The sequence below is a fragment of the Clostridia bacterium genome (assembly GCA_026414765.1).
In the GTDB taxonomy this organism is placed as follows: Bacteria; Bacillota; Clostridia; order Acetivibrionales; family DSM-27016; genus SKW86.
Genome location: JAOAIJ010000021.1, coordinates 73,600 through 99,786, shown reverse-complemented (window position 1 = coordinate 99,786; position 26,187 = coordinate 73,600). Strand labels below are relative to the sequence as shown.

The window sequence follows — 26,187 nt, the reverse complement described above, 5'->3', positions numbered from 1 at the left end:
GATTTTCATACTAGTCCATACATTATTACAATTCATATGAATCAACAATATATGCGTTTATTTTCCTTGCCAGATCAACTTCATAGTATTGTTCTACACGTGACCTGTTTTCATCAAACACTATCCTGACTACCGGCCTTGTAGGCATGCTTTTGTTAACTCTTACTACAATTCCTATTTCCTTTGTGTTCAGCATTACACCTGTCCCAACCGGGTAAACCGCAATATATTTTACAAAATTCTCAACTATTTCCTTGTCAAAGTGGTGGGTACCAAGCGAAGTAATGTATTCTATCACCTCATGGGTTTTTAATTTTCTTCTGTATACCCTATCTGAGGTGAGCGCGTCATATACATCCGCTATAGCTACTATTCTTGCGCACTGGTGGATGTTCTCGCCTCTGATCTGGAGCGGATAACCGCTGCCGTCATACCTCTCATGATGCCCAAAAGCAATAAAGGCAGAAATCATACTTACACTTGGGTTATCCTTAAGTATTTCATATCCGTATATGGTATGTTTTTTTATCTCTTCAAACTCTTCAACTGTAAGCTGCGACGGTTTTTTAAGTATCTCTTCGGGTATTTTAAGTTTCCCTATGTCATGTAACAGTGCACCGATGCCCAGATCTTTAAGCCGGTTTATTGAAAATCCCATTCCTATACCGGTGATAAGAGAAAGAATACATACATTGACTGAATGTTCAAATGTATAGTCATCTACTGATTTTATGTCGGAAAGGTTTACAAGTATATCCTTGCTGCTCAAAAGCTCATCTATTAGCTTGTCAATAACCTCTTTTACACGTCCCGTATTTATATACTGTGAAACTGTATAGGTTTCCATCAGGTTTTTCACCAATAATTTTGCTTCTACCCTTGTATCTTCACAAACTACATCAGTTACTTCTATGCCTGCAGATATCTCATCCTCGATATAGATTTCCTTTATTCCATTGGCCTTTAGCCTCTGTATGTAGTTTTCTTTCAATTCCATACCAGAAGTAAGCAAAACCCGCCCTTCAGACGTAAAAACCGATTTTGCCAGTTTAGCTCCCGAAACTAAATTTTCTATACCTATTTTATGCATTCTAAGCCCCCAGCCCTAGCTTTTTGCCATACACTATGCACTAAATAAAAAATCTTTTGTTTTGGTACGGGTGACAGTTGTATATATATCCCACTAACTGTTATTACTACCAATCGTATCAAAAAATAATGCATAAATGTAGCAAATTCTGTAAATTATCTCTAATATTCGACACTTTTTTCATAAACTCCTTCTAAATTTTAAGGCTTTTCAACTTTTTTACCAAAATTTTCTCATATTCAGTACATAAGAACTACTATATAGGACTTCAGCACTACACAAGTCAACATTTCATTCCAGATTCTGTTGCATTTTTACCCACAAAAAAAGTGCAGCTTTTGTCAGCTGCACCGTTTATTTATCTTATTGTATATTCAGAAGTGGTTTAACTACAGAAAGCACATCACTCTGCAAAATATTCAGTCTGTTTTGTGCAAGCTCCTGAGTACTGTCCGAAACACCATAGTATATCTTGATTTTCGGTTCAGTACCTGATGGTCTTATGCAAAACCATGAACCATCACTCATTTCAAAATACAATACATCAGATTCAGGCAAAGTAAGCTTTTCACTTCTCCCACTTGTAAAGTCAAATCTGTTACCTTCTACGAAATCTCTTATTGCTGATACCTTAGAATCACTAAACTTTGAAGGCTTTTCCTCCCTCAGTCTGCTCATTGTGCTCTTTATCTTATCAACACCTTCTTTTCCAGCTAATGTAAAGGAATTGATGCCTTCCAGGTAGTATCCATATTTCTTGAATACTTCCTGTAAACCTTCATACAGAGACATCCCTCTTGATTTATAATAAGCAGCCATCTCAGCAATGAGCATAGAGGCTACAACTCCATCCTTGTCCCTCGCAAATGTTCCTGCCAGATATCCATAACTTTCTTCAAACCCAAACAGATATTTTTTATCACCCTGTTCATCAAGAAGCTTGATCTGCTCACCAATGAACTTAAATCCTGTCAAGACTTCTATAAGTTCAATATTATAGGCTTTTGCTATTGCTTTTGACAATTCGGTCGTCACAATAGTCTTCACTGCAAACCCGTTTGCAGGAAGCTCACCTTTAGCCTTTTTCTGTGATAGTATATATTCAAGCAGCAAGCAACCTGTCTGGTTTCCTGTAAGCACAACATATTCTCCCCCTGCATTTCTTACAACTACACCTACTCTGTCACAATCAGGGTCAGAACCTATAATCAAATCCACATTTTCTTTTTTAGCCAGTTCAATAGCAAGAGTAAAAGCAGCTTTCTCCTCAGGGTTAGGTGACTTTACCGTAGAAAATGCAGGATCGGGAAGTTCCTGTTCTTTGACAATCAGAACATTATTAAAGCCTATTTCATCCAGTATTCTTCTTACCGGCTTGTTCCCTGTACCATGTAAAGGTGTATAGACTATCTTGAATGTATTAGATATATTCTTTACAAGCTCAGGATTTATACTCAACGTCTTAAGTCTTGCAATATATTCGTCATCAATTTCCTTGCCTATCATCTGAATCAGGCCATTTTTGACGGCGTCGTCCTTTGAAACGAGATTTACCTTTGTAATATCTTCTATTTTGTTTATTTCATCTAAAACAGCGTTGGAGCCTTCCAGTGAAAGCTGCCCTCCGTCTTCTCCATATACTTTGTAGCCATTATACTCTTTAGGATTATGACTTGCAGTTATTACTATACCCGCTGCCGCATTCAAAAACCTTACTGCAAAAGAAAGTTCAGGTGTAGGCCTTAATTCATCAAACAAATATGCTTTAATTCCGTTTCCTGCAAATATTCTGGCTGATTCCAAAGCAAATTCAGGTGATTTATTACGGGAATCGTAAGCAATTACAATCCCACGCTTTTTCATACCCTCACCCTGATTTGATATGTAGTTTGCAAGCCCCTGTGATGCTTTTCTTACGGTATAGATGTTCATCCTGTTTGTACCTGCTCCGATAATCCCGCGAAGACCTCCTGTACCGAATTCCAGATCTCTATAAAATCTTTCTTCAATTTCCTTAGGATCATTTTTTATTTTTTCAAGTTCTTCTCTGGTATCTTTGTCAAAGTATTCGTTCTCAAGCCAGAACTTAAATATTTTGTTGCTTTCCATAACTCTCCTCCTGTTTGTAATTGCTTATTTAGTAAGATTGATTTCTTTGTAAATTTATACAATAATATATTATAAATCAACTTCTTAAAAACTCAAACATTATTTTTAGCATAGTCCGTAAAAAATATATAATTAATATTAATAACTTGATAAGACCCAAAAAAAAACCCCGGACCAAATATCCGAGGATTCATCAGCTTTTTTAAAGTATAATACAAATTAAGCCTCCACTGCCTTCATTTATAATCTTTTGCAAAGTTTCCTGAAGTTTTAGTTGTGCATCTTCAGGCATTCTGAACAGTTTATTGTGCAATCCCTCGCTTACAAGTTCATGTAAGGATTTACCGAATATGTTTGATTCCCATATCTTTCCCGGATCACTCTCAAATTCTCTCATCAGATAGTTTACAAGCTCTTCCGACTGCTTTTCTGTTCCAACCAGCGGAGCTATTTCAGTTTCTATATCTGCTCTGATCATATGTATCGAAGGCGCACTTGCTCTCAGTTTGACTCCGAATCTGCTTCCCTGTTTGATTATCTCCGGTTCTTCAAGAGACAATTCATTCATTTGAGGAGTTACCATTCCATAGCCTTTTACTTTTACTTCGTGCAGTGCATACTCAATCTTTTCATATTCCTTCTTGATTCTTGCCAGGTCTTTCATCAGGCCGATCAGCTTATGTTCGCCTTCAATGTCAAGACCCGTAGTTTCACTTAATATCTTATAGAACAAACCATCTGCAGTCCTCAGTTCCATCTGCACAGTACCGTCACCAAGATTAATCCTGTCGATGTATGCTTTTTTTATAAAGTCGTATTCATCAAATTTGCCTACTGCCTCTCTCACTTCACGGATTTTAGCAATATCTCTGAAAGAGTCTTTTATTGCGTTTAGCATCTCAGCCCGCAGCCAGTGGTTTTCGTCCAGGTTTTCCACCCACCTTGGAAAATTAATACCAATTTCGCATATAGGAAATTCATATAATACTTTTTCCATTACTGCGTTTATGTCTTCAGTTCTGAGCTGCGCACAATTAACACAAATAACAGGTACTGAGTATTTCTCTTCCAATTCTTCCTTTAACCTTACGGTTTCATTATCGTAAGGTCTTGTTGAGTTCAATACTATAACAAACGGTTTGTTTATAGCCTTCAACTCGGATATTACACGTTTTTCTGCTTCCAGATATTCATCCCTGGCGATATCTGTAATACTTCCGTCTGTCGTAACAACAAGCCCTATAGTCGAATGCTCGTTTATCACCTTCTTTGTTCCCAGCTCCGCCGCTTCCTCAAATGGAATCTGATAATCATACCATGGTGTTGATACCATTCTCGGAGCATTGTTTTCCATGTACCCAAGTGCTCCTTTTACGAGATAACCGACACAGTCAACCAATCTTACCTTCAACTGAATATTTTCATCAACAGTGATTTCAACAGCCTCATTAGGTACAAATTTTGGCTCTGTAGTCATTATAGTCCGTCCTGTAGCACTCTGGGGCAGTTCATCTTTCGCCCTTTCCTTCTGGTATGCATTTTCTATATTTGGTATAACCAGTAAATCCATAAACCTTTTTATGAATGTAGATTTACCCGTCCTCACCGGTCCAACTATACCTATGTAAATATCACCCTGAGTCCTCTCAGCTATTTGCTGGTATATGTTGTACTTCTCCACCCTAAGAACCCCCCTTATTTTAATTGACAATTGGCTGTAACAATTGGCAATTCACATCTGAATAAACGCTATATAGAATTTTAAAGCTTCGGACCGGCAGCATCGTTTAGTATTCATCTCAGCATCAGCGTCAATCATACTTCAAAATCTATTGCCCATGTCCTAATGCCCGTTTCCTATTTTATATATATGAGCTTATTCCCTTATTATTACAAAAAAATGAGCAAGTTATCTTGCCTTGCTATATGCATGGAAACAATTTCATCAGCATAACTGCTGGCTGCGATTTTCAAGGACATGACCCGGATAATATAAAAAAACAAAAACCTGTCTACCAATATAATCTATTAAGGTAGACAGGCTGTTTATGCCTTATTCATAATCTAAATTAATTTTTATTTTACAAACACTTTTAATGCCTTATTGATAAATCTTATTGTTACCGGTAATCCGTCTCCCTTCTCACCGTCCACACTTAGGCTTATTCCATTATCTCCGCTTATTTCACATGTTTTTGCCTGAAGCTTCATGACATTTTTGTTGTTCAGGTACGCATTGCTTAATACATTGAAAAACAAGCTTGCTAAATCAATATGGGAACAACTTTTAATAAGAACTATATCCATCATACCGTCTGATATGTCCGCTTCCTCTATCAGATTGTAAAAACCTGCTGCATGCTTTCCGTTAAGAATGAAGAAGAGAAGCACCTGTTCTTCAATTGTTTTGGTTTCAGTTTTGATTTTCACTTTGAAAGATTTGATATTCTTTACCTCACTAATCGCCTTCAGGTAATAAGCAAGAGGACCGAAATTCTTTTTCAGTTCATTATGTGTACTGAAAGATACATCTACGAAGCCTCCTCCGGCACATGTACTCAGGAAATACTGCTGTTCATTTATCAAACCTGCGTCTACTTCAATTGTGTTCCCGGCTAAAATTATATCTATTATCTCACTGAGATTTGAGGGTAAACTCAAGCATCTTGCAAAGTCGTTGCTTGTTCCGTATGGAAATATACCGACAGGAATATTTATCTCATTTTTCATCATAACATTGATAATAGAATTTAAAGTCCCGTCTCCTCCTGAAATAATAGCAAAATCATAGTTATTCTGCTTTAAAAACTCAGGAAGCATATGGTCTGTTTCTTCACTCAAACGGTATGGTTGAAGAAGTACAAAATTTTCCTGAAACCGCTTCATAATATAATCAAGTTTGCTTGGTATGCTGTGATCTCCTGAAACAGGATTATAAATAAAAATAGCATTTTTCATACATTCCGCCTCCTGAATAACTATATAGTCTCTATTTTATGCAATAGCAGCAAAATTATCTTTTTTCTACTTTTTTATTCCGTAATGAAGCTTCTTACTGTACGTATATATCCTATCCAGTACCCTTTTCCCCTCTTCCCCCTCCAATACTACAGGCTGGAAGTTATTAATACTGTCTGAGGTTGATACGCTGCAGGGTAAAATCTCACCTTCGCTTTTACTCATTTTCTTTTCTTTAAACGTAAAAGTATTTTGAAATATTATACAATCTTTATCCGGAGGAGTCGGATTACCTCCAAAACAAAAGTTACCCAGACTGTATACTATATACTTTCCTTTGTAATATTCTATTCCCTGGATTACATGAGGATGATGCCCTACCACTATATCAGCTCCACTATCGATACTGTATCTTCCGAGCTCTGTTTGAACAGCGTTGGGATAATTAGTATACTCCTTACCCCAGTGAAGAGATACAATGATTATGTCCGCTTTTTTCTTTGCCGTTTTTATACTATTTCCCAAACGTTTCTTTATAGTTGTATCCCATCCGTTAAAGCCTATACTTGCAATAGTCGTATTCTTTGTTTTATAGTACTCTGTATGACCTTCACCCGAATACAATATGCCCTTGCTCTTTAATGCTTTCAAAGTATCATTATAGCCTTGAGTCAGAAAGTCATAAATATGATTGTTTGAAATATTGACCATTTCTATACTTCCTGATTTCACTATGTTCACATAGGAAGGATCGCCTTTGAAACGCCATTTCTTTCTGGCCATTTTTGTTGCAGTAGTAAAAGTTCCTTCCAGATTTACAATGGTCAGATCATCTTTTTCAAACACAGGCTTTACTTTTTTGAAGAAATAATCATAATCATTTTTATTCTGCTTAAGCACATATGGAAAGGAGTCTTTATACGGTATACCTTTTTCATCTGTCCCGATCGTACAATCTCCGGCAAAAGATATCTTGATTGTGATATCCTGCTCCTTCTTTTTAGTTTCTATGGACGCTGCAGCCTTTCTCTCTGCTTTTTCAATATTGCTTCCCTCACTCTTTGCAGTGCCGCTGTCTGAAAACAGTAAATAAAGCAAAATACCCGTCATCACTGAAACAATTAACAAAATGCGTTTTATCAAAGACTTCCCACCCTAAATTATTATTACACTGTAATATAAGAAATTATATACTTAGACAAGAAAAAAATCCATATTGCGTTAATATTTACGGAATCCTTTATTGGTACTATAAATGAAAAAGAGGTGAGTAACTGCATTCACCTTAAATCAGATTTTTTTGTCAAAGTTACCAACAGTTCTCAACAGTTTCTTCTATTTCATGGGTTTTATTTCTTGTCATCAAATCTACTACAGCCTGCTTTGGATTCTTATTACCAAATAATACATTGTACGCTTCAGTCGTGATAGGCATAGATACATCCATCTTCAAACCCAATTCATATGCCGGTTTCGTCGTCGCAACACCTTCAACTACCATCTTGACTTCATCCAACGCTTCCCTGACCGATTTGCCCTGACCGATTAGTATTCCGGCTCTTCTGTTTCTGCTGTGCATACTTGTACATGTAACTATGAGATCCCCTATTCCGGTAAGTCCGTTAAAAGTTTGCCGGCTTGCTCCCATAGCCTTTCCAAGACGCGCAATTTCAGTAATTCCTCTTGTCATCAAAGCAGCTTTCGTATTGTCTCCAAAACCCAGACCATCAGAAATACCCGCACATAATGCGATGACATTCTTTAGTGCGCCTCCCAGTTCTACACCTAAAATATCAGGGTTTGTGTACACTCTGAACCTTGGAGTCATAAATATGTCCTGCATAAACTCAGCAGCCTCTCTGTTTTCACTTGCTGCAACGACTGCAGTAGGTATATCCCTTGCAATTTCTTCCGCATGACTGGGCCCTGACAGCACTGCAATCTGAGCCTGTGGTACTTCCTGCTTCATAACTTCTGACAGTACCATGCATGTACTTTCTTCTATACCCTTTGAGCAGGTCGCAACTATTTGATCTCTTTTTATGTATTTGGAAATCATTCTGCAATTCTCACGGGTTGTTTGTGAAGGAACTGCCATGACAACCATCTCTGTACCTGTCATTACCTCTTCTATATCTGTTGTACAGATAATATCCTGAGGTACTTTTACTCCCGGAAGCCTTTGTATATGCTCTCTTTCTTTATTCAGCATGTCTATTTCATCCCCAAACGGAGACCATAATCTTACTCTATGACCATTTTTAGATAGGAGGATGGAAACTGCCGTACCCATACTACCTGCACCTATAATAGATATATTCTTTTTCATAAAACCCTCCAATACACTAATTGTTTTTCTTCTTGCTTCCGAGCTTGGACTCAGTACCATTATATATTCTTTGAATATTTGCACGATGCCTTATAATAGCTAAAAGACCCAGAATTGCAGCAAATATGATAAACGCATTACTCCGGCCAAAAACTGCTGCTGCAACAGGAAACAAGCCCGAACCTATAATGGATCCCAATGATACATACCTTGTAATCGCTACTATAACAGCAAATATTCCAAACAGTATCAGTGCAATAAGCGGATCCATCATCAAAACAACTGCCAGAGAGGTAAGTATGCCCTTTCCCCCTTTAAATCTGAAGTAAGCAGGCCAGTTGTGTCCAATTATAGCACTGATTCCTCCCACCATCAAACCTAATTCTTCATTCCATGTGCGTCCGAAGACTTCTGCTTCAATGCCTCTGTCTCCAACTATGTACAACCCCACAAGACATGCCAGTATACCTTTCAGCAAATCACCTATTATTACAAATAAAGCTGCAAGCTTCCCTAGTGTTCTCAAGGTATTTGTCATTCCTGCATTGCCGCTTCCATGTTTTCTTACATCCACTCCATAAAATTTCCCGACTATCAATGAAGTATTAGCACTTCCTAAAAGGTAACCAGCAACAGCTGTTATAATCAATTTGACCACCAAACTCATCCAGGATATCACTCCTTATCCTTTTCTCTATGAATAAACCTTATTGGGGTTCCTTCAAACCCAAAGCTCTTACGAAGCTGATTTTCCAAATATCTTTCATAAGAATAATGAAACAGCTCCGAACTATTTACAAAAATTACAAAGGTCGGAGGCTTAACTCCTGCCTGAGTAGCATATAATATTTTCAGCCTCTTGCCCTTATCTGATGGAGGCTGAACCATGGCGATGGCTTCATTTACAATATCATTCAGCATCCCTGTTGATATTCTCATCGCACCCTGATTTGATACATATTTGATTAATTCATACAGTTTCTGAACCCTCTGTCCTGTTTTAGCTGAAATAAACACTACCGGCGCATATGTCATAAATCCCAGCTTTTCATGTACAACTTTCCTGTACTCTTCCAGTGTTCCTGTTTCCTTCTCTACCAGATCCCACTTATTTACTACTATAATTGAGGCTTTACCCTGTTCATGAGCGTATCCGGCAATCTTTGTGTCCTGTTCGGTAACCCCATCAACCGCATCTATCATGATAAGACATACGTCGGCTCTCTCAACGGCTCCCCAGGAACGGATCACACTGTATTTTTCTATACTTTCTTCTATTTTGCTTTTACGCCTTATACCTGCTGTATCAATAAATACAAACTTATCATCATCAACCTCAGCATATGTATCAATTGCATCCCTTGTCGTTCCGGCAATCTCACTTACTATTACCCTTTCCTCCCCGAGGATTTTATTAATAAGTGACGATTTTCCTGCATTTGGTTTTCCTACTACAGCGACTTTTATTACATCTTCGTCATATTCTTCCTCATCGACTTCAGGAAAGTGTTTATATATTTCGTCCAACAAATCTCCCATTCCCAGGCCATGAACAGATGAAATAGCCATAATGTCTCCCAGACCAAGGTTATAGAATTCATATGCCTCAGAAGGCAGTTCTCCTACCCTGTCTACTTTATTCACAACCAGGATAACAGGTTTATTTGTTTTCCTGAGCATCACGGCAACTTCCTGATCTGCTGCAGTAAGCCCATCTTTAATATCAACCATAAAAACTATGACATTTGCTGTTTCTACAGCCATTTCTGCCTGTCTTCGCATCTGCTGCATTATTTTATCTTCAGAGTATGGTTCTATCCCACCCGTATCTATAAGTGTGAATTTTCTACTTCTCCACTCTACCTCTGTGTAGATTCTATCACGTGTTACACCCGGTGTATCTTCAACTATTGATATCCTTCTACCTGCTACATAATTAAAAAATGTGGATTTACCTACATTAGGTCTTCCAACTACTGCAACTACCGGCTTAGCCAATTTTTTCACCTCTGTCTCAATATATGAGTATAGTTAACTTCAAATAAATGGGTGTTTTATCCTTTCTTTTTTCACTCACAAAATAATATTATACAACAATTTAAAACTTTATCAATAAAGTTATTCATTCTTTGACTTAATGTCCAAGAATTTTGTTTATAAAATCTGCTCCGTCATTATCGACTATCACAACCTCTATACCCAGTTGTTTATGGATATCTTCTACAGTATAATCATCCAGGAAAACTTCCTCTCCCGCCCTTAGCATACATCTGCAGATAAGAAGCTCCTCCCCCAGTTCCTTACCCTTTAACTGAGAGACTATATCTCTACCTGTTAATAGACCTGTTACTGTTACATTTTTCCCGAAAAAAAAGTTTTTAATATCAAAAACATTAATTTTTATGCCAGGAATTTTATCTTCCAGTACACCAGCCAGATTTTTAATATACTTATATGAAGAAACACCGGTAGCAACTGATACATGCCTATGTGCCAATGATTCAGGAGACGCTTTCCGGTTTGCTTCCGGCAGTTTCCAGCCTCTTAGTGAATTCAGATGCTCATTGAATTCATGTTTAAAAAGCGCTATGAGACCTACTCCATTCTCAATCTGTGGAAAGTCTTCATAGTGTCCGTAGTCCGGTATGTTTCTTCCTGCCAATATATAAAACTCATCAGCTAGATATACTATTCTTGAACCATAGGATTCGAATAGCTTCTTTTGCCATTCTTCTACCTGGGAAATCACGAGTTCTGACGACTCCGGAGTATATGGCTCCAGTAGTGCCAGTCCGTCTCTGTGTTTCGTAATTCCTACAGGTACTACAGATATGCTTCTGATCAATGGATATAGCTCCGTAAGGTCTGCAATTGAACGATCCAGTTCATTTTTGTCATTTATATTGCGGCAAAGAACTATCTGACAGTTTACTGTGATTCCTGCGCCGGTCAACTGCCTTATCCTGTCGATTATGTTTGAAGCAGATCTGTTGTTTAGCATAAACACTCTTAAATCAGGATTCGTTGTGTGCACTGAAATATTAATAGGTGATAATCTATATTTGATAATTCTATCAATATCCTCATCCCTCATATTTGTCAGAGTAACATAATTACCTGTAAGAAAGGAAAGCCTAGAATCATCGTCTTTAAAATACAAAGTACTACGCATGCCTTTGGGAAGCTGATCTATAAAACAAAATACACATTTGTTTGTACAGCTTTTTGCTTCATCTATCATTGAGGATTCAAATCCTATCCCCAGGTCTTCATATTCATCTTTTTCCAGTTCGATTTCCCAGACATCGCCGTCACTTTTTAAAACCTCAAGCGTGAGTTCATCGCTTGTAGTCAGAAATCTATAATCAAATACATCTCTAATTTTCTCTCCATTTATGGAAACCAGACTGTCTCCCGGCTGAATTCCAGCCTCTTCAGCAATACTCCCGGGTACAATGTCTTTTATTTTAACGAATTTTTCTTTCAAAACTACACTCCCTAGCGATATATTATGTAGAATACGTAAGCTTAACCACGTTTTTCAGGAATCAAGAAAAAGCAGCAAGGCTATAACCTGCTGCTTTCTTGTTTATAAGATTTTATTTAGCTTCAACCTTAATAATCTCTTTGCCGTCATAGTAACCACACTCTTTACAAACTCTGTGAGGTAACTTCAAGCTATGACACTGAGGACATCCTACCAAACCTGGTGCGGATAATTTCCATTGTGATCTTCTTGCGCCTGTTCTTGCCTTTGACCATTTACGTTTTGGATTTGCCATGTATTACACCTCCCCGTCACTATGCAACCACTACACATTACTATATATTAAAATTTTATATCAACTTTTAAAAAAGTCCTTAAGAACTGCCATCCTGGGATTAATCTCATCCTCTATGCACTCACATTCTCCGGAATTAAGGTCGATTCCGCACTTCGGACATATACCCTTGCATTCTGCTTCACACACCTGTTTCATCGGCAAGTTCAATACTATGTTGTCTATAAGTACCTTGTCAACTTCTATATAGTAGCCTTCATAAGTATAAGTTTCTATATCCGTCTTATCTTCTACCTTTTCAACGTCTACAAAACTTTCTTTTATACCGATATCCAGCTTACCTGTTACTTCTTTCAGACATCTGTAGCATTTCACGGAATACTCTGTACTCAACCGTCCATCAAGCTTCATAACACCGCTGATATTTACTAGTTTTCCTTCAAACCTAACAGGGTTTTCGAAAGTAAATTCATTTCCTGCTATAGTTTTCAAATCATCCATGACCTCGTTGTAATTTATATCCAAAGAGGCTCCATCTGTCTTTACAATATCTGAAATATTAACTTTCATTAAGCACCTCAAGCTACCTCATAAACCGACAAAAGATATTATACTAACTAATACATCTTTTGTCAATAAATTTATATCTTCAAAAAATTAATAAAAACCATCTGTTCCTTCATATTTATTGCCCATTTATTCCTAAAAGTATACACAAGCAAAAAACAGCTTGTAAATCAACTTACAAGCTGCAAAACTATTCTAAAATTGAGCTTGTTCGCCGGATATGGCTTTTGCAGGCGCAGCTTTCCTTATGCCCATCTTTAGCCCTCCGCTTAGTATAGTCATGAGAAAGAATGCAATACCCATTAATGCTAAAACCAGTAAAGGAGTCGTAATTGAACTCAGTCCCAGATTTCCCACCACTGTACTCATCAAACCCTTCATAGCCCAGTATTGAGGGAATATTGCAGAAAACTTCTGCATTGCCGGTGACATTATATCTGCAGGCCACATACATCCGGACAACATGGAAGTGCAGATTACAAATATAGTAGACAATGCGCCAAGCTGGGCATTGGTCTTTACAAGAGAAGCCAGAAGAAGCCCCATACTTGTCACACTCAAGAGGTATACACTCATTAATATCACTGTTGTTAAAAGTGAATTTCCCCAACTGACCCCCATAGCAAACCTACCGAAAAGTATAAGGAACAAAAGCTGTACCCAGCCCCTTAAAAACGTACCCAGTACTTTACCCAGCATTATTGTCCCTTTACCCGTAGGAGTAATTCCCAACCTCCCCCAGGTATTGTTCTTCTTTTCATCCAGTATTTCCCCAGCACTCATTATAAGGGTAAACATGACAAACATTACTGCAAAACCTAAAGAATTCTGTGCTTTTCCATCATATTTGACACTCTCGCTTTTTCCGGAGTAACGTGAGGCCTCTACTGATATCAGAGAAGGCTTTTCCAGATTTGCTTCAACTTTTTCGCTTATATCATCCAATAGAGTTTTCTTATTTCTTTCAGGTATTTGAAAAGAATTAAGTTTTTCTTCAAAAAAGATTTTCGTACCTTCCCCTGCCTTAATTTTTGCATAAGCTGAAGATATGATACCTTCTATTGCCATAAAATCAACGGAAGATGGAAGCTTAAAGACTTTTATTTCAGGAGCCTTAGCTTCGACGATATTTTTACTGAAGTCCTCAGGGATGATAAACCCTATCTCTATATTTGCATTTTTCACCTTATCTACCAATTCATTTTCATTATACTCAATAAGTTTAATGGTCTTATCCTTACCTGCTTCGGCTAATAATCTTTTTCCCTCAATCCCTGAGTCATGATTGGATATACCTACAGGAATCCTTCTATCTTCATTTGCAGAACCATTGCCCATTGCAAGTCCCATGACAAAGGTAAGAATTATAGGCATCAGTATCAAAACCGGCAGTGTGGATTTTTCTCTGGCTAACTTGAGCAAGTCATATTTTGCAATACTTATTATCTTAATCACTTAATAATCAACCCTTTCATTGCTTCGTTTGTCAGTTCTTTTGTGACTCATTCCACTCTAAACCTTATTACGCCTATTGTCAGATATATCATACCCATAGCAGCTAGAACGCCACAGTAAGGCAGTATTGTGCCTATGCCCGCTCCCAGCATCAGTTCGTTATATCCTTGTGCAGCCCACCAGTTCAGTGTCACTTTCGATACCTTTTTCATTGCATCTGGCATTACATATATAGGTATCATTCCTCCACCCAGAACAGTAAAAGTTTGAATAAACAACTGTGATATTCCTTCAACAGTTTTTGAACTCTTTGAAATTGTAGCTATGAACATCCCGAGACCTGAGCCGGCGAATACGGCACATATTGTAACCAGAGCTACACCCGTAAGGGATTCTCCCCAGTCCACGCCATATGCAAAACGTGAGAAAATGATTAATATTAATGCTTGTATCAGGCATATGCACATGAGTCCCAAAAACTTCCCGGATACAAGGCTTAACTTCCCTACTTTTGCACTCATAACCCTGCCTAATGTCTTTTTTTCTCTTTCTTCAACCATCAAACGTGTTCCAAAGCCGGCTCCAAACAGTATAAACATTATCAACATTGCAGCCGCATAGTATTGCATGCCTGAAACATTTTTTATCTTTTCCTGATTGAATTCCTTAAATTCCAACATACCTGAACCTAGCTTTTTTTGAAGTTCTCCCATTATTGCCGTAGTCTCCGACATTCCATCGACAGGTACTTTCACTGGGATATTGTATTTTTTATAGATATCCATAATGGCAAATGCACCCGCATATCCCAGTGACATATTCTGTGAAAAGCTTCCTGTAACACTTTCTATTATCTTTGATCTAAGCTGGTCATCCACTTGAGATTTTACTTCAATTTTTACCTGCCTGTCATTTTCGATATCTTTCGAAAAGCTTGCAGGTACTATTATGGCAGAAGGTATAGTTTTTTCGTCAAGCATTTTCATAGCCTTATCCCTGTCAACTACATATGTATCAAACATATCAGACATTCCATCCCTAAGAACCTGGTTAATAAAAATGTCTGACATCAGTCCGCCATCTTCATTTACAACAGCAATTGAAAATCTTTCAATTGCCAATTCGTTTGAAAAAGTAGACCCCAGTGCAGAGCCGAGAATCAAAATAATAAGTGCCGGCATCAGCAACATTATTGCCAATGCCTTTTTATCCCTGAAAACGATCTTAAGGTCTTTTAGAGCTATATATAAAAACATATTTATCCCCATTTCTTCCAGACTATTTCTCATATCTTCAGCTTTACGTTATTACATCAATCCCTCAGTGCCCTTCCTGTCAAGTGGAGGAAAACACTCTCGAGATTTGACTGTTCCACATTTATAGAGTGGATTTTGCACCTCTCAGAATCAAATATTGAAATAACCTTTGCAAGAAGAATGTCGGCATTTCTGACAATCATTTTTATTTTGCCGTTCTCATGGCAAACTTCATCTATGCCTGAAATGGATTTTATCTTATCAATGATACTGTTATTTGCATTGCTTGTCTCTATGTTAATAATATCACTATCCCCTACAAGACTTCTAAGCTCTTCTTTTGTACCTGCTGCGATAATTTTCCCGTGGTCAATTATCGCTACCCTGGTACAAAGGAATTCTACTTCCTCCATATAGTGGCTTGTGTATATTACAGTCATACCATCCTTATTAAGCTTCACAACTGTTTCCAGTATGTGGTTTCTCGACTGCGGATCTATGCCTACTGTAGGCTCATCCATAATCAGTATCTTCGGATGGTGGAGCAATGCAGCAGCAATATTGATCCTTCTTTTCATACCGCCTGAATAGGTTTCTATCCTTTCTTTCGACCTGTCTTTTAATCCTGCTATTTCTAAAGCTTCATCCACCCTCTGAGAAAGCAGCTTTCCTCTCAGGCCGTACATCCTGCCCCAGAAAACCAGGTTTTCCTTTGCAGTCAGTGTCGGATAAAGTGCAATTTCCTGAGGCACAAAACCCAGCAATTTCTTTGCTTCCATATCGTTATTTTTTAAGTTATGACCACCGATTAGAATATCTCCGCTATCCGGCTTCAGCAGTGTAGTTATCATTGAAATAAGAGTGGATTTCCCTGCACCGTTTGGACCCAGCAGTCCAAAAACCTCTCCTTCCTCTACCTTGAAACATACATTATCGTCTGCCACAAGACTTCCGAATCTTTTAACTACATTTTTAACTTCGATTAAGCTCATACTTTATCCCTCTCAATTCGTATATTAAGAAACTATAGAATAATTAATCGGCAGTTTTAATATCATTTTTAGATTTATCATAAAAAACTGAATATTTAGCCTCAAATTCTTTCATATCCATAAGGTTTTTTTCATTTATTTCCGGCATTTCTACCTTGATACTGTTATTGTTTATATTCCATCTTGTTATGTGCACTTTAAAGCCTATTCCTATCTCGCCTTTATGTTTGATAACAATAGTACCCTGGATTGTCTCGTCAATGATGTAGGAATCCTTATCAACCTTAGCTGACAGCTTAAGATTTTCCAGAGAATATTTTTTTTCTGAATCCTTTATGTTCCCAGGAAGGTTATCTAGCCAGTCTTTAAGCTTTTTCTCAGACTCTTCCTGATTTATCCCTTCTTGTTTAAAATTCTTTGAAATTTTAGCAATAGTATTTTTTATTGCATCATTTTTAGAAACTGCTTCTGCAATTTTTCTTACAATGTTTTTCTGCTTTTCATCATTTAGTTCAAGCGACAGCTGTGTAACCTTTATATCACCATCCGGAGTATACAAAATTGAATTCCCCTCACTGGACAGGATTTCATTAGCAATTGCGTCTTTCCAAATAGTGCTAAATTCCCCGTAGAGCTTTCCATATTCCTCGTATGAAGGCTTGGAAGAATTTTCTTTGGCACCTTTCATCTTGCTCAAATCAACATATTTTTCGTTCAGTTTCATATACACTTTTTCGCCTTCTCCATAAACTACGGGATTCATCATAATATCACCCGCGCCTAAAAATGTATTGATTCTCCACTTCTTTCCTTTGTTATCTAAAGCCCCATCCATATTCAGTGTTATTTCTTTGAATTTTTCAAATTCTGATTTGACTTCATCCGAAGCTTTTGAAAGATCGATGTTGATTTTGAACTCGGTTTTTTCTTCCATCGAATCTGCATCATTTGTTTTAACAAATGCATTGATATACTTGAGTGTAGGATTACTCTGCAAACTGCACGCTGATATTGATGCTATCAAAACAACAGATACCAGCATATAGAAAAGTCTCTTTTTCATAAACTCACCTTCCGAATTATTTATTCTATTGTACCGGCAAACCAATAGCATTTGGCAATAGCAATAAGTCACAACCGGCAAAACATTTTTATTTACATATCAATTATATATAGTATACTGTTTATTCTGCATCTGGAAAAAGTAATGTTTATGCATATGACTTTAGTCATGGATATGATTAAGAAGCCGGTATAAATCCAAGATCAATACCGGCTTAGCATTTTTACTTCAATTTTTCGATATTCTCCTCAAAAGGCGGATACACTAAACCTTTTTCAGTAATAATCGCTGTTATATATTTACTGGGTGTTACATCAAAGGCCGGATTCATTACTGTAACTCCTTCCGGCGCCAGACGTATACCCTTAATGTGAGTAACCTCTTCTGCTTTTCTTTCCTCTATGGGAATACTATCACCGGTTTTTATGGAAAAATCGATCGTAGATACGGGAGCTGCCACATAAAATGGAATATTGTTTTCTTTCGCCAGTACGGCTACTGAATATGTTCCGATTTTATTAGCAGTATCGCCATTTAGTGCTATTCTATCCGCCCCAACAATTACACAATCAATCTTACCGGCTTTCATAAAGTGACCTGCCATATTATCACATATAAGAGTTACCGGTATTCCGTCCTGCTGCAATTCCCATGCTGTAAGCCTCGCTCCCTGGAGGTAGGGCCTGGTTTCATCAGCAAATACTTTTATGTTTTTACCTGTCTCATGTGCTATCCTGATAACCCCGAGAGCAGTCCCGTAATCGCTTGTCGCAAGAGCTCCCGCGTTACAATGTGTCAGAATTGTAGAATTCTCTTTAATGAGTTCATTTCCATTCACTCCTATGGATTTACAGGTCTGGACATCCTCTTCATCCATTCTGCAAGCTTCTTTAACTATGATATCCTTTATTTCCCCAATTGTTTTATCCTTATTTCCCGCAGCTCTGCCGTAAACCCTGTCTACAGCCCAAAAGAGGTTAACCGCTGTAGGACGCGTACCTCGCATTACATTGCATATTTCTAAAAGCTCACTAAAAAACTCTTCTTTTGAATCAGTTTGAATTGAAAGAGCCCCTATTGCTATGCCATAAGCGGCAGAAACACCTATTGCAGGCGCACCTCTTACTATCATATCCACTATGGCACCGGCTACCTCCTCATATGTTTTGCAGTCAACAATTATGTGCTCAGTAGGCAGCTTAGTCTGATCTATCAATTTCAATACTCCATCTTTATACTCCAGTGGTTTCATAAAACAACACCCCTTATCATCTTGTTTGGACATGTTTCTCACATACTCATATTATATAATAACTTTGTCAATATGCAACGTTTAAAAGTGCATACTGCTTATGTGCAATATATGTACAACAAATAATTTATCTGTTAAAATAAATCCATAAAAATACATTTTTGGTGGTGGTAGTCGTATGTCGACAGAAGTCAGAAAACAGGTTTTGGAAGTTGCACGGTTAATGTATAACAAAAATATGGTCAATACCTTTGAAGGTAATATATCCGCTTGCGAAAACAACAGGATTTATATTACACCCAGCCAGATTTGCAAGGGTATATTGGAAGAAGGCATGATTCCCGTATGCGATCTGGAGGGTAAGCTGATTGAGGGAACGTATAAGCCAAGTTCAGAGATAAAACTCCACCTTCCTATATATAAGGACAGAAGTGATGTCAAGGCAGTTGTTCATGCACACTCACCATATGCCACGGCTTTTGCAATAGCCAACAAGCCTATTGAATCAAAAGCGTATCCTGAACTTATCATGCTTTTTGATAAAATCCCCCTTGCTGCTTATGGCACTCCTTCTACTGCTGAAATATATGCTGATGTACGCAATTATATCATGGATTATGATGTGATTTTATTAGCAAACCATGGTATTCTGGCTGTTGGAAGTGATCCGTTTGATGCCTTCTTTAAACTTGAAGCTGCAGAAAGTATAGCTAAAGCTCTGTTTCTTGCCAGACAATTAGGTGGGGAAAAGGATTTGCCACCGGATAAACTCATGGAGCTGTATGATATGCATTAATAATTATGTATCTAAACGCGGCGCAAATATAAAGAATTATTCTTGATTAAAGGGTGCAGTTTTCCAATATGACTTCAGCTTATTGAAAAAACGCACCCTTTAATTAATCCGCTTTAAATCTGCAGTTTGTTTTCGATTACATATAACGCAATCTGGGTCCTGTGGCTCAAGCCCAGCTTGGAGAGAATATTCGTAATATGATTTTTCGCTGTTCCCTCAGTTATGAACAGCCTTTGTGCTATTTCCTTATTCGACAGCCCTTCTGCAACAAGTTTTGCCAGTTCAATCTCCCGCTGGGTCAATACAGGACCACTCCGCGATTGTTCCGGTTTAGATGCCTTATCAACCAGCCTTGCTGCTACATTTCCGTGAAAGACAGTTCCTCCTGAATGTATAACTTTTATAGTATTGATGATTTCTTCCGAAGCCATATCCTTGAGCAAGTAGCTACTTGCACCGTTCTTAAGTGCATCAAATATAAATTCATCATCATTGAAAGTAGTAAGTATGATTACTTTTATCGCAGGATGTCTTTCCTTTATAAGTTTTGTTGCTGTTACACCGTCCATTTCAGGCATCCTTATATCCATGAGTACCAGATCCAGCTCTGTTTCAGAGCAGGCTACTACAGCTTCATTCCCGTTTGAAGCTGTCTTTACTACTTCTATATCATCGCTTAGACTCATTATCATCTTCAATCCGTCTCTGACTATAGGCTGGTCATCTACTATCATTATTCTGATACTGATATTAATCACCTCATTTGGTTATTTTATTAAAGTAATCCGTTGTTCTAGCCGTTAATCATTACCTGATTTACGCTTCTACTGGAATGGTTATATTTATCATGAATCCATCCTTTGCATAAAAGTTTACATCTCCTCTAAACTCCCTTATTCTCTCCTTCATTCCCCTGAGTCCGCTTCCGGCAGTAAATTTTTCAGCACCTTTACCATTATCTTTTATGAGCATATGAAAGCAGTTAACTTTGTAGTTTATCGAAACATCCACTCTCGTAGCATTGCCATGACGCACTGCATTAGTTACAGCTTCCTGGACAGCTCTATATACTACAATATTGAAATCCGGCCCGGTCTTATATATTTCCCCTTTAATAACAAGACCGATATCAATAGCAAATTTATGCTTTGAACTGTTAACAAGCTCCTCCAGAGACTTTATAAGCGGAAGCTGCTCGACAACTACAGGCTTTAAAGCTTGTACTGACCTTCTTATCTCTGTCAGACATTCTTTTGCAATATCTCTGCTTGACGCAATCTGTATCTGAGCTTTTGCCACATCTTTCTGAACAATATTTTCACAAAAATCCAGATTCATAATTAATCCTGTGAGATTATGCCCCACACTATCATGTATTTCTCTGGCAATCCTGTTCCTTTCTTCAAAAATAGTTAATTCCTTAATCTTTTGATTCTTCTCTTCAAGCAGGTCATTTGCTTCCTTCAATTCCCTGTTAAGCTTATCCAGCCCGGCTTTCTCTTCACTTAATACCCTGGAATGATTAAAGAACACTGCTACAGTTACATATACCATAAAAGTGAAGAGTATATATGAAACGACAAAAGTTATGTTATAATATTTTTCACTCGATACTGCTACTTCGATAAATCTGTAATACTTAATAAATGCTGACGAAATAATAAAAAAGCTTACTATAAGCCTATGCTTCTGTCTGGGAATAAAACCTGCAGATATGAGTATATAAAAGTAATAAAGATTAAAGTAATAGTTTACAACAAATTTTGAGCTGTCATCAAGCAGTATAAGAAGGATTATGTCAACACTAAATGAAACTGCAATTAATTTCCCAAATCTGTTCAGGATTTTTTCTCTGAAATGTATCCAGATAAAAAACAATGCAAAAAGCACAGACATAAAAAGCAGTCTGCTTCCCCTTGCATTTTCAAGGTATACTGCAAAGATAAAAGTAGTCAGCATTGTAATGTCGCGGAATATTACATATAAAGAAATTCTTTGTTTGTTCAAATTCTATCACCAGTTTTATTTTATCAGATACAAGTAATTTGGCAAAGCTGGATATAGCAAAAATTGTGCATATAAAACAAAAGAACCGGAATGCAAATCATGTTTGCACTCCGGTTTTTATCTTACTTTATTTATTTCACCAGTTTCATTGTTTCCCTTGCTATAGCCAACTCTTCATTTGTTGGCACTACAAGTGTTCTGACCTTAGCATCTGGTGTACTGATATCCAGTTCTTCACCTCTTACCTCGTTTTTCTGCCAGTCAATCTCTATACCCAGGTATTCCAAACCGGTAAGGACACCCTTTCTCACTATCTGAACATTTTCACCAATTCCTGCTGTAAAAATTACTGCGTCTACCCCATTCATAACTGCCGCATACTCTCCAATATACTTTTTAACTCTATAGCAGAATATCTCTATCGCCAGCTTGGCTCTCTCATTACCTTCTTTTGCAGCCTCCTGCAAATCTCTGAAATCACTGCTTACCCCCGAAATACCAAGGACGCCGGATTTTTTATTTAAATAATCATCAATCTGTTTAATGGACATATTTTCCTTGTCCATCAGGAATTTGATGATGGCAGGATCTATTGAACCGCTCCTTGTTCCCATCGCCAAACCCTGAAGAGGAGTAAGTCCCATAGTGGTTTCTATAGATTTTCCATTTTTAATAGCGCAGATACTTGCTCCGTTTCCAAGGTGACATGAAATCAACTTAAGTTTATCTACCGGTTTTCCCAGCATTGCAGCTGCTCTCTCTGCCACATACTTGTGTGAAGTACCATGGAATCCGTATTTACGGACACCATACTTTTCATAAATTTCATAAGGTAATGCATATAAATATGCATACTTAGGCATTGTCTGGTGGAATGCAGTATCAAAAACCGCAACCATGGGCTTATTGGGCATTATTTGTCTACAGGCTTCAACACCAATTATATTGGGCGGATTATGAAGTGGCGCAAGTTCAATACAATCCCTTATCGCCTGCATTACATCGTCATTTATCAACGCAGAATCATAAAATTTTTCTCCGCCATGTACTATTCTATGTCCTATGGCAGTTATTTCATCCATACTAGTAATTACTCCAAGTTCCTTTTCAGTAAGAACATTTGTTACTCCCTGAATAGCAGCCTTGTGATCAGGCAGGTTTTTTTCAATAACTACAGTTTCATGACCTGTCTTTGTGTGCTTGATAAATGAATTATCTATACCTATCCTGTCGCACACGCCTTTTGCCAATACTGACTCATTTGTCATATCGATAAGCTGATACTTTAAGGAGGAACTTCCTGTGTTAATAACAAGAATTTTCATTTTGATCTACCCCATTCTATTATTTATAAAGCGGATTTTTAGTTAAAGAATAAAAACTTTCAGTTAAGCTTACTATGCTATCTTAATTAGTTTATCCATAGCTTTACATCTTAAGCGCACTTTAAGCTTCTTGCGCTTGTACAGCTGTTATTGCTACAACACCAACTATATCCTCTGCACTACATCCCCTAGAAAGATCATTCACCGGTTTTGCAATACCCTGAAGTATTGGACCATACGCTTCAGCCTTTGCTAAACGCTGTGTAAGTTTATACGCTATATTACCGCAGTTAAGGTCAGGGAAAACCAATACATTAGCCTGTCCTGCTATATCGCTTCCAGGAGCTTTTGATTTTCCTATGGAAGGAACGATGGCAGCATCTGCCTGCAGTTCACCATCCAGCTTAAGTGCCGGAGCTTTTTTCTTGGCAAGATCTGTAGCTTTAAGTACTTTCTCAGTCAACTCGCTTTTGGCACTTCCATATGTTGAGTATGAAAGCATGGCTACTATCGGTTCAGCCTTTACCAACTGTTTAAAGGAATTGGCAGCTTCTATGGCTATTTCTGACAAATCTTCAGCACTTGGATTTTCAACCAGTCCGCTGTCCGAGTAAACAAATGTGCCATTATACCCATATTCGCAATCAGGAACAACCATGACAAAAAATGAAGATGCCAGCTTTGTTCCAGGTTTTGTTTTAAGTATCTGTAAAGCAGGTCTTACAGTATCTGCAGTTGAATGTGCAGCTCCTGATACCATACCATCCGCATCACCCTTTTTTACCATCATTGTTGCGTAGTATACATAGTCTTTCATTGTTTCTCTTGCTTGTTCCAGTGTTATGCCCTTGGATTTTCTCAACTCATAGAATGTATTTACATAATCCTCAAATTTATCAGAATTTAAGGGATCTACTATCTTCGCCTTCGAGATATTCAGATCCCCCGCAAGTTTCTTAATATTATTTCCATTACCTACAAGTATAATATTAGCTAAACCCTGCTCCTGTATCATTGCAGCTGCTTTAATTGTCCTGATATCTTCACTTTCAGGTAAAACTATAGTTTTTAAATCCGATTTTGCTCTCTGGGAAATCTGTTCTAAGAAATTCATTTTCTTACTCCTTTCATATGTAAAAAGTTATTGCTTTGAATAAAACTTATTTTATTACCAGGTCTTAATATCTGCTCACACCAAGCATTTCCCAACCATTTTAATTATATACAAATTGTTTATTGTATACAAGATTAATTTGATGAAAAATTAAATTTCCAACATTTCCATATCCATTAACGAAAATAAAAATTTTGATAATATCAAAGATAGCTCTGCCGCTTTCCCTCAGATTTGCTTCTTTTAATATTATTACAAAAAAATGTTCAAAAATCATAGATATCCGCAAAAAAAGAGAGTTTTCAGACAATAAAAAAACGGGTTGTTAACCCGGAAACAAATTACCTTGTTATGTGTTTCACTGCGAATAAAAAAAGCACCTAAGGATAAACTATTAACCTACAGTTCATATGTGTACTGTATTGACAAACTGGTACCGGAATAAGAAGGGTGTTCGCGAGCCCTTCTTATTTTACATGAATCTCATTGTTGTCAATTAATCAGTTCCCAGTAATCATAATCACACTCCCAGATATAGTTCCTGTCATTCATTCTGAATCCGAAGGTAAACCCTCTTTCATATCTTCTTAAAACAAATCCGTGATACAAGGTATTGTTATGCTTTATGGTTGAAAACTTAGCCATATCTGCACCTTTTTATTGACATAACTCCTGGTTAATATATAACCTTCTTTTAATTGTCCTAAACAAGTTTAGTATTAATTAATCTTTTTTGCATATTTCCCGTTTGAAAAAATAGAATTTTACAGGTATATATTTATAAGGTAAAAAAATGAACATATATTTATTTGTAGTAGTTTCGTTAATTTTAGCAGTTTTTCTTTCTAAAACTAAGAAATCAAGGATGATATATGCAAGAAAACTTTCATTCCCCATACTCTGTGCAGTTTTCATTCTGTGTCTGATAATATTCTCTGATACAGCAGTAAAATCGGCTTTAAAAGGCATCAACCTGTGGCTGTATGTCGTCTTTCCTTCGCTATTCCCATTCTTTGTCGGGTCCGAACTTCTGAATAAATCCGGATTCGTCAAAGCTATGGGTATACTCCTTGAACCGGTAATGCGACCATTGTTCAACGTCCCCGGTTGCGGCTCCTTTACCCTTGCAATGGGTATTACATCAGGCTATCCTGTAGGGGCAAGAATTACTGCAGGCATGAGAGAAGAAAAACTGTTAACCCGGGCTGAAGCTGAAAGGCTTCTTGCATTCACCAACAATTCCGGACCTTTGTTTATAATTGGTGCAGTAGCAGTAGGGATGTACAACAATGTGCGAATAGGTGTGCTTTTACTGGCTTGTCATATTATTGCATGCTTGACTGTAGGAATTCTTTTCAGATTCTACAAGAAAGGCATTGATAATAACTGCTGTAAGAGAAGAGGAAGTATATTTAGAAGATTTAAGAATGAATTGCTGAATAACAATAAGCTTACTTTTTCTGATTTAGGCAGTGTTTTTGGGGATGCAATCCGCAATTCCATGAGTATTATGCTAAATATAGGGGGCTTTATTATCTTTTTCTCTGTTTTAATAAGTCTACTTTCTGAAGCAGGTATGATAAACTGGGTTTCAAACCTCTTACATGAACCTCTAAAATATGCAGGAATAAGTAAGGAATTAATAAATGCTGCCATTAGCGGAATATTCGAAATTACTACAGGAACGAATACCGCAAGCAAAACAACCGGGGTACCCTATATACAACAACTTACAGTAACCAGTATGATTATAGGATGGGCAGGCTTTTCAGTTCACTCTCAGGTAATAAGCATTGTTTCTAATACCGACATCGGCATAAAACCATATCTCCTCGGGAAATTCATACAGAGTATGTTTGCAGGAGTATATACCTTTTTAGCAATTAAGATTTCCGGTAATCTGTTTATTGGCTCTGAGCCGGTCTTTTCTCCGTTAAGAAGCAGAATATCTCTGAACTGGAACTATTATCTTATGAACTCTTGCAAATACTTTTTTATTTTCATGTCAGTAATTGCAGCTTTTACTGCTTTTTCATTTCTTATTAACCATTTACTAGCAAGGTACAGAAGAGTTCATAGATAAAACTCATAC

General features: G+C 37.4%; 23 protein-coding genes. 2 read left to right on the top strand and 21 right to left on the bottom strand.

The window, feature by feature from the left end; genetic code table 11:
* Positions 1–25: 25 nt before the first annotated feature.
* From N3I35_08125 to mtnA, 16 genes are all read right to left on the bottom strand, one after another.
* Entirely contained in the window at positions 26–1,090 is a 1,065-nt protein-coding gene (locus tag N3I35_08125) for an HD-GYP domain-containing protein (protein ID MCX8130049.1), read from the bottom strand.
* Positions 1,091–1,453: 363 nt separating this feature from the next.
* The gene (locus N3I35_08120; protein MCX8130048.1) at positions 1,454–3,199 is read right to left on the bottom strand and encodes a phospho-sugar mutase; all 1,746 of its coding nucleotides are present in this window, start codon (positions 3,197–3,199) and stop codon (positions 1,454–1,456) included.
* Positions 3,200–3,401: 202 nt separating this feature from the next.
* Positions 3,402–4,880 (bottom strand): stage IV sporulation protein A, encoded by a 1,479-nt coding sequence (gene spoIVA, locus N3I35_08115; GenBank protein ID MCX8130047.1) that lies wholly within the window; start codon positions 4,878–4,880, stop codon positions 3,402–3,404.
* Between the two features lie 395 nt (positions 4,881–5,275).
* On the bottom strand, positions 5,276–6,157 hold the full coding sequence (locus N3I35_08110; protein ID MCX8130046.1) for a YegS/Rv2252/BmrU family lipid kinase: 882 nt from the start codon (positions 6,155–6,157) through the stop codon (positions 5,276–5,278).
* A 66-nt stretch (positions 6,158–6,223) separates the two neighbouring features.
* The gene (locus N3I35_08105; protein MCX8130045.1) at positions 6,224–7,300 is read right to left on the bottom strand and encodes a CapA family protein; all 1,077 of its coding nucleotides are present in this window, start codon (positions 7,298–7,300) and stop codon (positions 6,224–6,226) included.
* Positions 7,301–7,466: 166 nt separating this feature from the next.
* Positions 7,467–8,486: an NAD(P)H-dependent glycerol-3-phosphate dehydrogenase gene (locus N3I35_08100; GenBank protein ID MCX8130044.1), complete on the bottom strand. Its 1,020-nt coding sequence runs from the start codon at positions 8,484–8,486 to the stop codon at positions 7,467–7,469.
* A gap of 16 nt (positions 8,487–8,502) precedes the next feature.
* Positions 8,503–9,153: a glycerol-3-phosphate 1-O-acyltransferase PlsY gene (gene plsY, locus N3I35_08095; protein MCX8130043.1), complete on the bottom strand. Its 651-nt coding sequence runs from the start codon at positions 9,151–9,153 to the stop codon at positions 8,503–8,505.
* An 8-nt stretch (positions 9,154–9,161) separates the two neighbouring features.
* Positions 9,162–10,484 carry a ribosome biogenesis GTPase Der gene (gene der / locus N3I35_08090; protein MCX8130042.1) on the bottom strand — a complete coding sequence of 441 codons (1,323 nt, stop codon included), beginning with the start codon at positions 10,482–10,484 and terminating at the stop codon, positions 9,162–9,164.
* A 136-nt stretch (positions 10,485–10,620) separates the two neighbouring features.
* The gene (locus N3I35_08085; GenBank protein MCX8130041.1) at positions 10,621–11,973 is read right to left on the bottom strand and encodes a DUF512 domain-containing protein; all 1,353 of its coding nucleotides are present in this window, start codon (positions 11,971–11,973) and stop codon (positions 10,621–10,623) included.
* 112 nt (positions 11,974–12,085) lie between these two features.
* Positions 12,086–12,268, bottom strand: coding sequence for a 50S ribosomal protein L32 (rpmF, locus tag N3I35_08080; GenBank protein ID MCX8130040.1), 183 nt, complete (start codon positions 12,266–12,268; stop codon positions 12,086–12,088).
* 60 nt (positions 12,269–12,328) lie between these two features.
* On the bottom strand, positions 12,329–12,838 hold the full coding sequence (locus tag N3I35_08075; GenBank protein MCX8130039.1) for a DUF177 domain-containing protein: 510 nt from the start codon (positions 12,836–12,838) through the stop codon (positions 12,329–12,331).
* A 192-nt stretch (positions 12,839–13,030) separates the two neighbouring features.
* Entirely contained in the window at positions 13,031–14,290 is a 1,260-nt protein-coding gene (locus N3I35_08070; protein MCX8130038.1) for an ABC transporter permease, read from the bottom strand.
* 47 nt (positions 14,291–14,337) lie between these two features.
* A complete protein-coding gene (locus N3I35_08065) occupies positions 14,338–15,546 on the bottom strand; it encodes an ABC transporter permease (protein ID MCX8130037.1) in 1,209 nt (402 codons plus the stop codon).
* 56 nt (positions 15,547–15,602) lie between these two features.
* On the bottom strand, positions 15,603–16,538 hold the full coding sequence (locus tag N3I35_08060; GenBank protein MCX8130036.1) for an ABC transporter ATP-binding protein: 936 nt from the start codon (positions 16,536–16,538) through the stop codon (positions 15,603–15,605).
* A 43-nt stretch (positions 16,539–16,581) separates the two neighbouring features.
* Positions 16,582–17,601, bottom strand: coding sequence for a hypothetical protein (locus N3I35_08055; protein MCX8130035.1), 1,020 nt, complete (start codon positions 17,599–17,601; stop codon positions 16,582–16,584).
* Positions 17,602–17,824: 223 nt separating this feature from the next.
* Entirely contained in the window at positions 17,825–18,853 is a 1,029-nt protein-coding gene (gene mtnA, locus N3I35_08050; protein MCX8130034.1) for an S-methyl-5-thioribose-1-phosphate isomerase, read from the bottom strand.
* A gap of 178 nt (positions 18,854–19,031) precedes the next feature.
* On the opposite strand from mtnA, the gene N3I35_08045 reads away from it, so the two are divergent.
* Positions 19,032–19,649 carry a class II aldolase/adducin family protein gene (locus N3I35_08045; GenBank protein ID MCX8130033.1) on the top strand — a complete coding sequence of 206 codons (618 nt, stop codon included), beginning with the start codon at positions 19,032–19,034 and terminating at the stop codon, positions 19,647–19,649.
* 113 nt (positions 19,650–19,762) lie between these two features.
* Here N3I35_08045 and N3I35_08040 read toward each other — a convergent pair whose 3' ends face one another.
* The 5 genes from N3I35_08040 to N3I35_08020 form a co-directional block, all read right to left on the bottom strand.
* Complete coding sequence (locus N3I35_08040) at positions 19,763–20,383, bottom strand: response regulator transcription factor (protein MCX8130032.1); 621 nt, start codon at positions 20,381–20,383, stop codon at positions 19,763–19,765.
* Positions 20,384–20,465: 82 nt separating this feature from the next.
* Complete coding sequence (locus N3I35_08035; protein ID MCX8130031.1) at positions 20,466–21,656, bottom strand: sensor histidine kinase; 1,191 nt, start codon at positions 21,654–21,656, stop codon at positions 20,466–20,468.
* A 131-nt stretch (positions 21,657–21,787) separates the two neighbouring features.
* A complete protein-coding gene (locus N3I35_08030) occupies positions 21,788–22,981 on the bottom strand; it encodes an acetate kinase (protein MCX8130030.1) in 1,194 nt (397 codons plus the stop codon).
* Between the two features lie 121 nt (positions 22,982–23,102).
* The gene (gene pta / locus N3I35_08025) at positions 23,103–24,095 is read right to left on the bottom strand and encodes a phosphate acetyltransferase (protein MCX8130029.1); all 993 of its coding nucleotides are present in this window, start codon (positions 24,093–24,095) and stop codon (positions 23,103–23,105) included.
* A 492-nt stretch (positions 24,096–24,587) separates the two neighbouring features.
* Positions 24,588–24,740, bottom strand: a complete 153-nt coding sequence (locus N3I35_08020) for a hypothetical protein (GenBank protein MCX8130028.1) — start codon at positions 24,738–24,740, stop codon at positions 24,588–24,590.
* Between the two features lie 148 nt (positions 24,741–24,888).
* Between N3I35_08020 and ylbJ the strand changes: the two genes are divergently transcribed.
* Positions 24,889–26,178 carry a sporulation integral membrane protein YlbJ gene (ylbJ, locus tag N3I35_08015; GenBank protein ID MCX8130027.1) on the top strand — a complete coding sequence of 430 codons (1,290 nt, stop codon included), beginning with the start codon at positions 24,889–24,891 and terminating at the stop codon, positions 26,176–26,178.
* Positions 26,179–26,187 lie beyond the last annotated feature (9 nt).

What these genes read in the sequence shown, in the direction of transcription:
- N3I35_08125 (MCX8130049.1), bottom strand. Translation starts at nt 1,090, where the DNA reads ATGCATAAAATAGGTATAGAAAATTTAGTTTCGGGAGCTAAACTGGCA.
- N3I35_08120 (MCX8130048.1), bottom strand. Translation starts at nt 3,199, where the DNA reads ATGGAAAGCAACAAAATATTTAAGTTCTGGCTTGAGAACGAATACTTT.
- N3I35_08110 (MCX8130046.1), bottom strand. Translation starts at nt 6,157, where the DNA reads ATGAAAAATGCTATTTTTATTTATAATCCTGTTTCAGGAGATCACAGC.
- N3I35_08100 (MCX8130044.1), bottom strand. Translation starts at nt 8,486, where the DNA reads ATGAAAAAGAATATATCTATTATAGGTGCAGGTAGTATGGGTACGGCA.
- plsY (MCX8130043.1), bottom strand. Translation starts at nt 9,153, where the DNA reads ATGAGTTTGGTGGTCAAATTGATTATAACAGCTGTTGCTGGTTACCTT.
- rpmF (MCX8130040.1), bottom strand. Translation starts at nt 12,268, where the DNA reads ATGGCAAATCCAAAACGTAAATGGTCAAAGGCAAGAACAGGCGCAAGA.
- N3I35_08075 (MCX8130039.1), bottom strand. Translation starts at nt 12,838, where the DNA reads ATGAAAGTTAATATTTCAGATATTGTAAAGACAGATGGAGCCTCTTTG.
- N3I35_08065 (MCX8130037.1), bottom strand. Translation starts at nt 15,546, where the DNA reads ATGTTTTTATATATAGCTCTAAAAGACCTTAAGATCGTTTTCAGGGAT.
- N3I35_08060 (MCX8130036.1), bottom strand. Translation starts at nt 16,538, where the DNA reads ATGAGCTTAATCGAAGTTAAAAATGTAGTTAAAAGATTCGGAAGTCTT.
- N3I35_08055 (MCX8130035.1), bottom strand. Translation starts at nt 17,601, where the DNA reads ATGAAAAAGAGACTTTTCTATATGCTGGTATCTGTTGTTTTGATAGCA.
- mtnA (MCX8130034.1), bottom strand. Translation starts at nt 18,853, where the DNA reads ATGAAACCACTGGAGTATAAAGATGGAGTATTGAAATTGATAGATCAG.
- N3I35_08045 (MCX8130033.1), top strand. Translation starts at nt 19,032, where the DNA reads ATGTCGACAGAAGTCAGAAAACAGGTTTTGGAAGTTGCACGGTTAATG.
- N3I35_08040 (MCX8130032.1), bottom strand. Translation starts at nt 20,383, where the DNA reads ATGATAGTAGATGACCAGCCTATAGTCAGAGACGGATTGAAGATGATA.
- N3I35_08030 (MCX8130030.1), bottom strand. Translation starts at nt 22,981, where the DNA reads ATGAAAATTCTTGTTATTAACACAGGAAGTTCCTCCTTAAAGTATCAG.
- pta (MCX8130029.1), bottom strand. Translation starts at nt 24,095, where the DNA reads ATGAATTTCTTAGAACAGATTTCCCAGAGAGCAAAATCGGATTTAAAA.
- N3I35_08020 (MCX8130028.1), bottom strand. Translation starts at nt 24,740, where the DNA reads ATGGCTAAGTTTTCAACCATAAAGCATAACAATACCTTGTATCACGGA.
- ylbJ (MCX8130027.1), top strand. Translation starts at nt 24,889, where the DNA reads ATGAACATATATTTATTTGTAGTAGTTTCGTTAATTTTAGCAGTTTTT.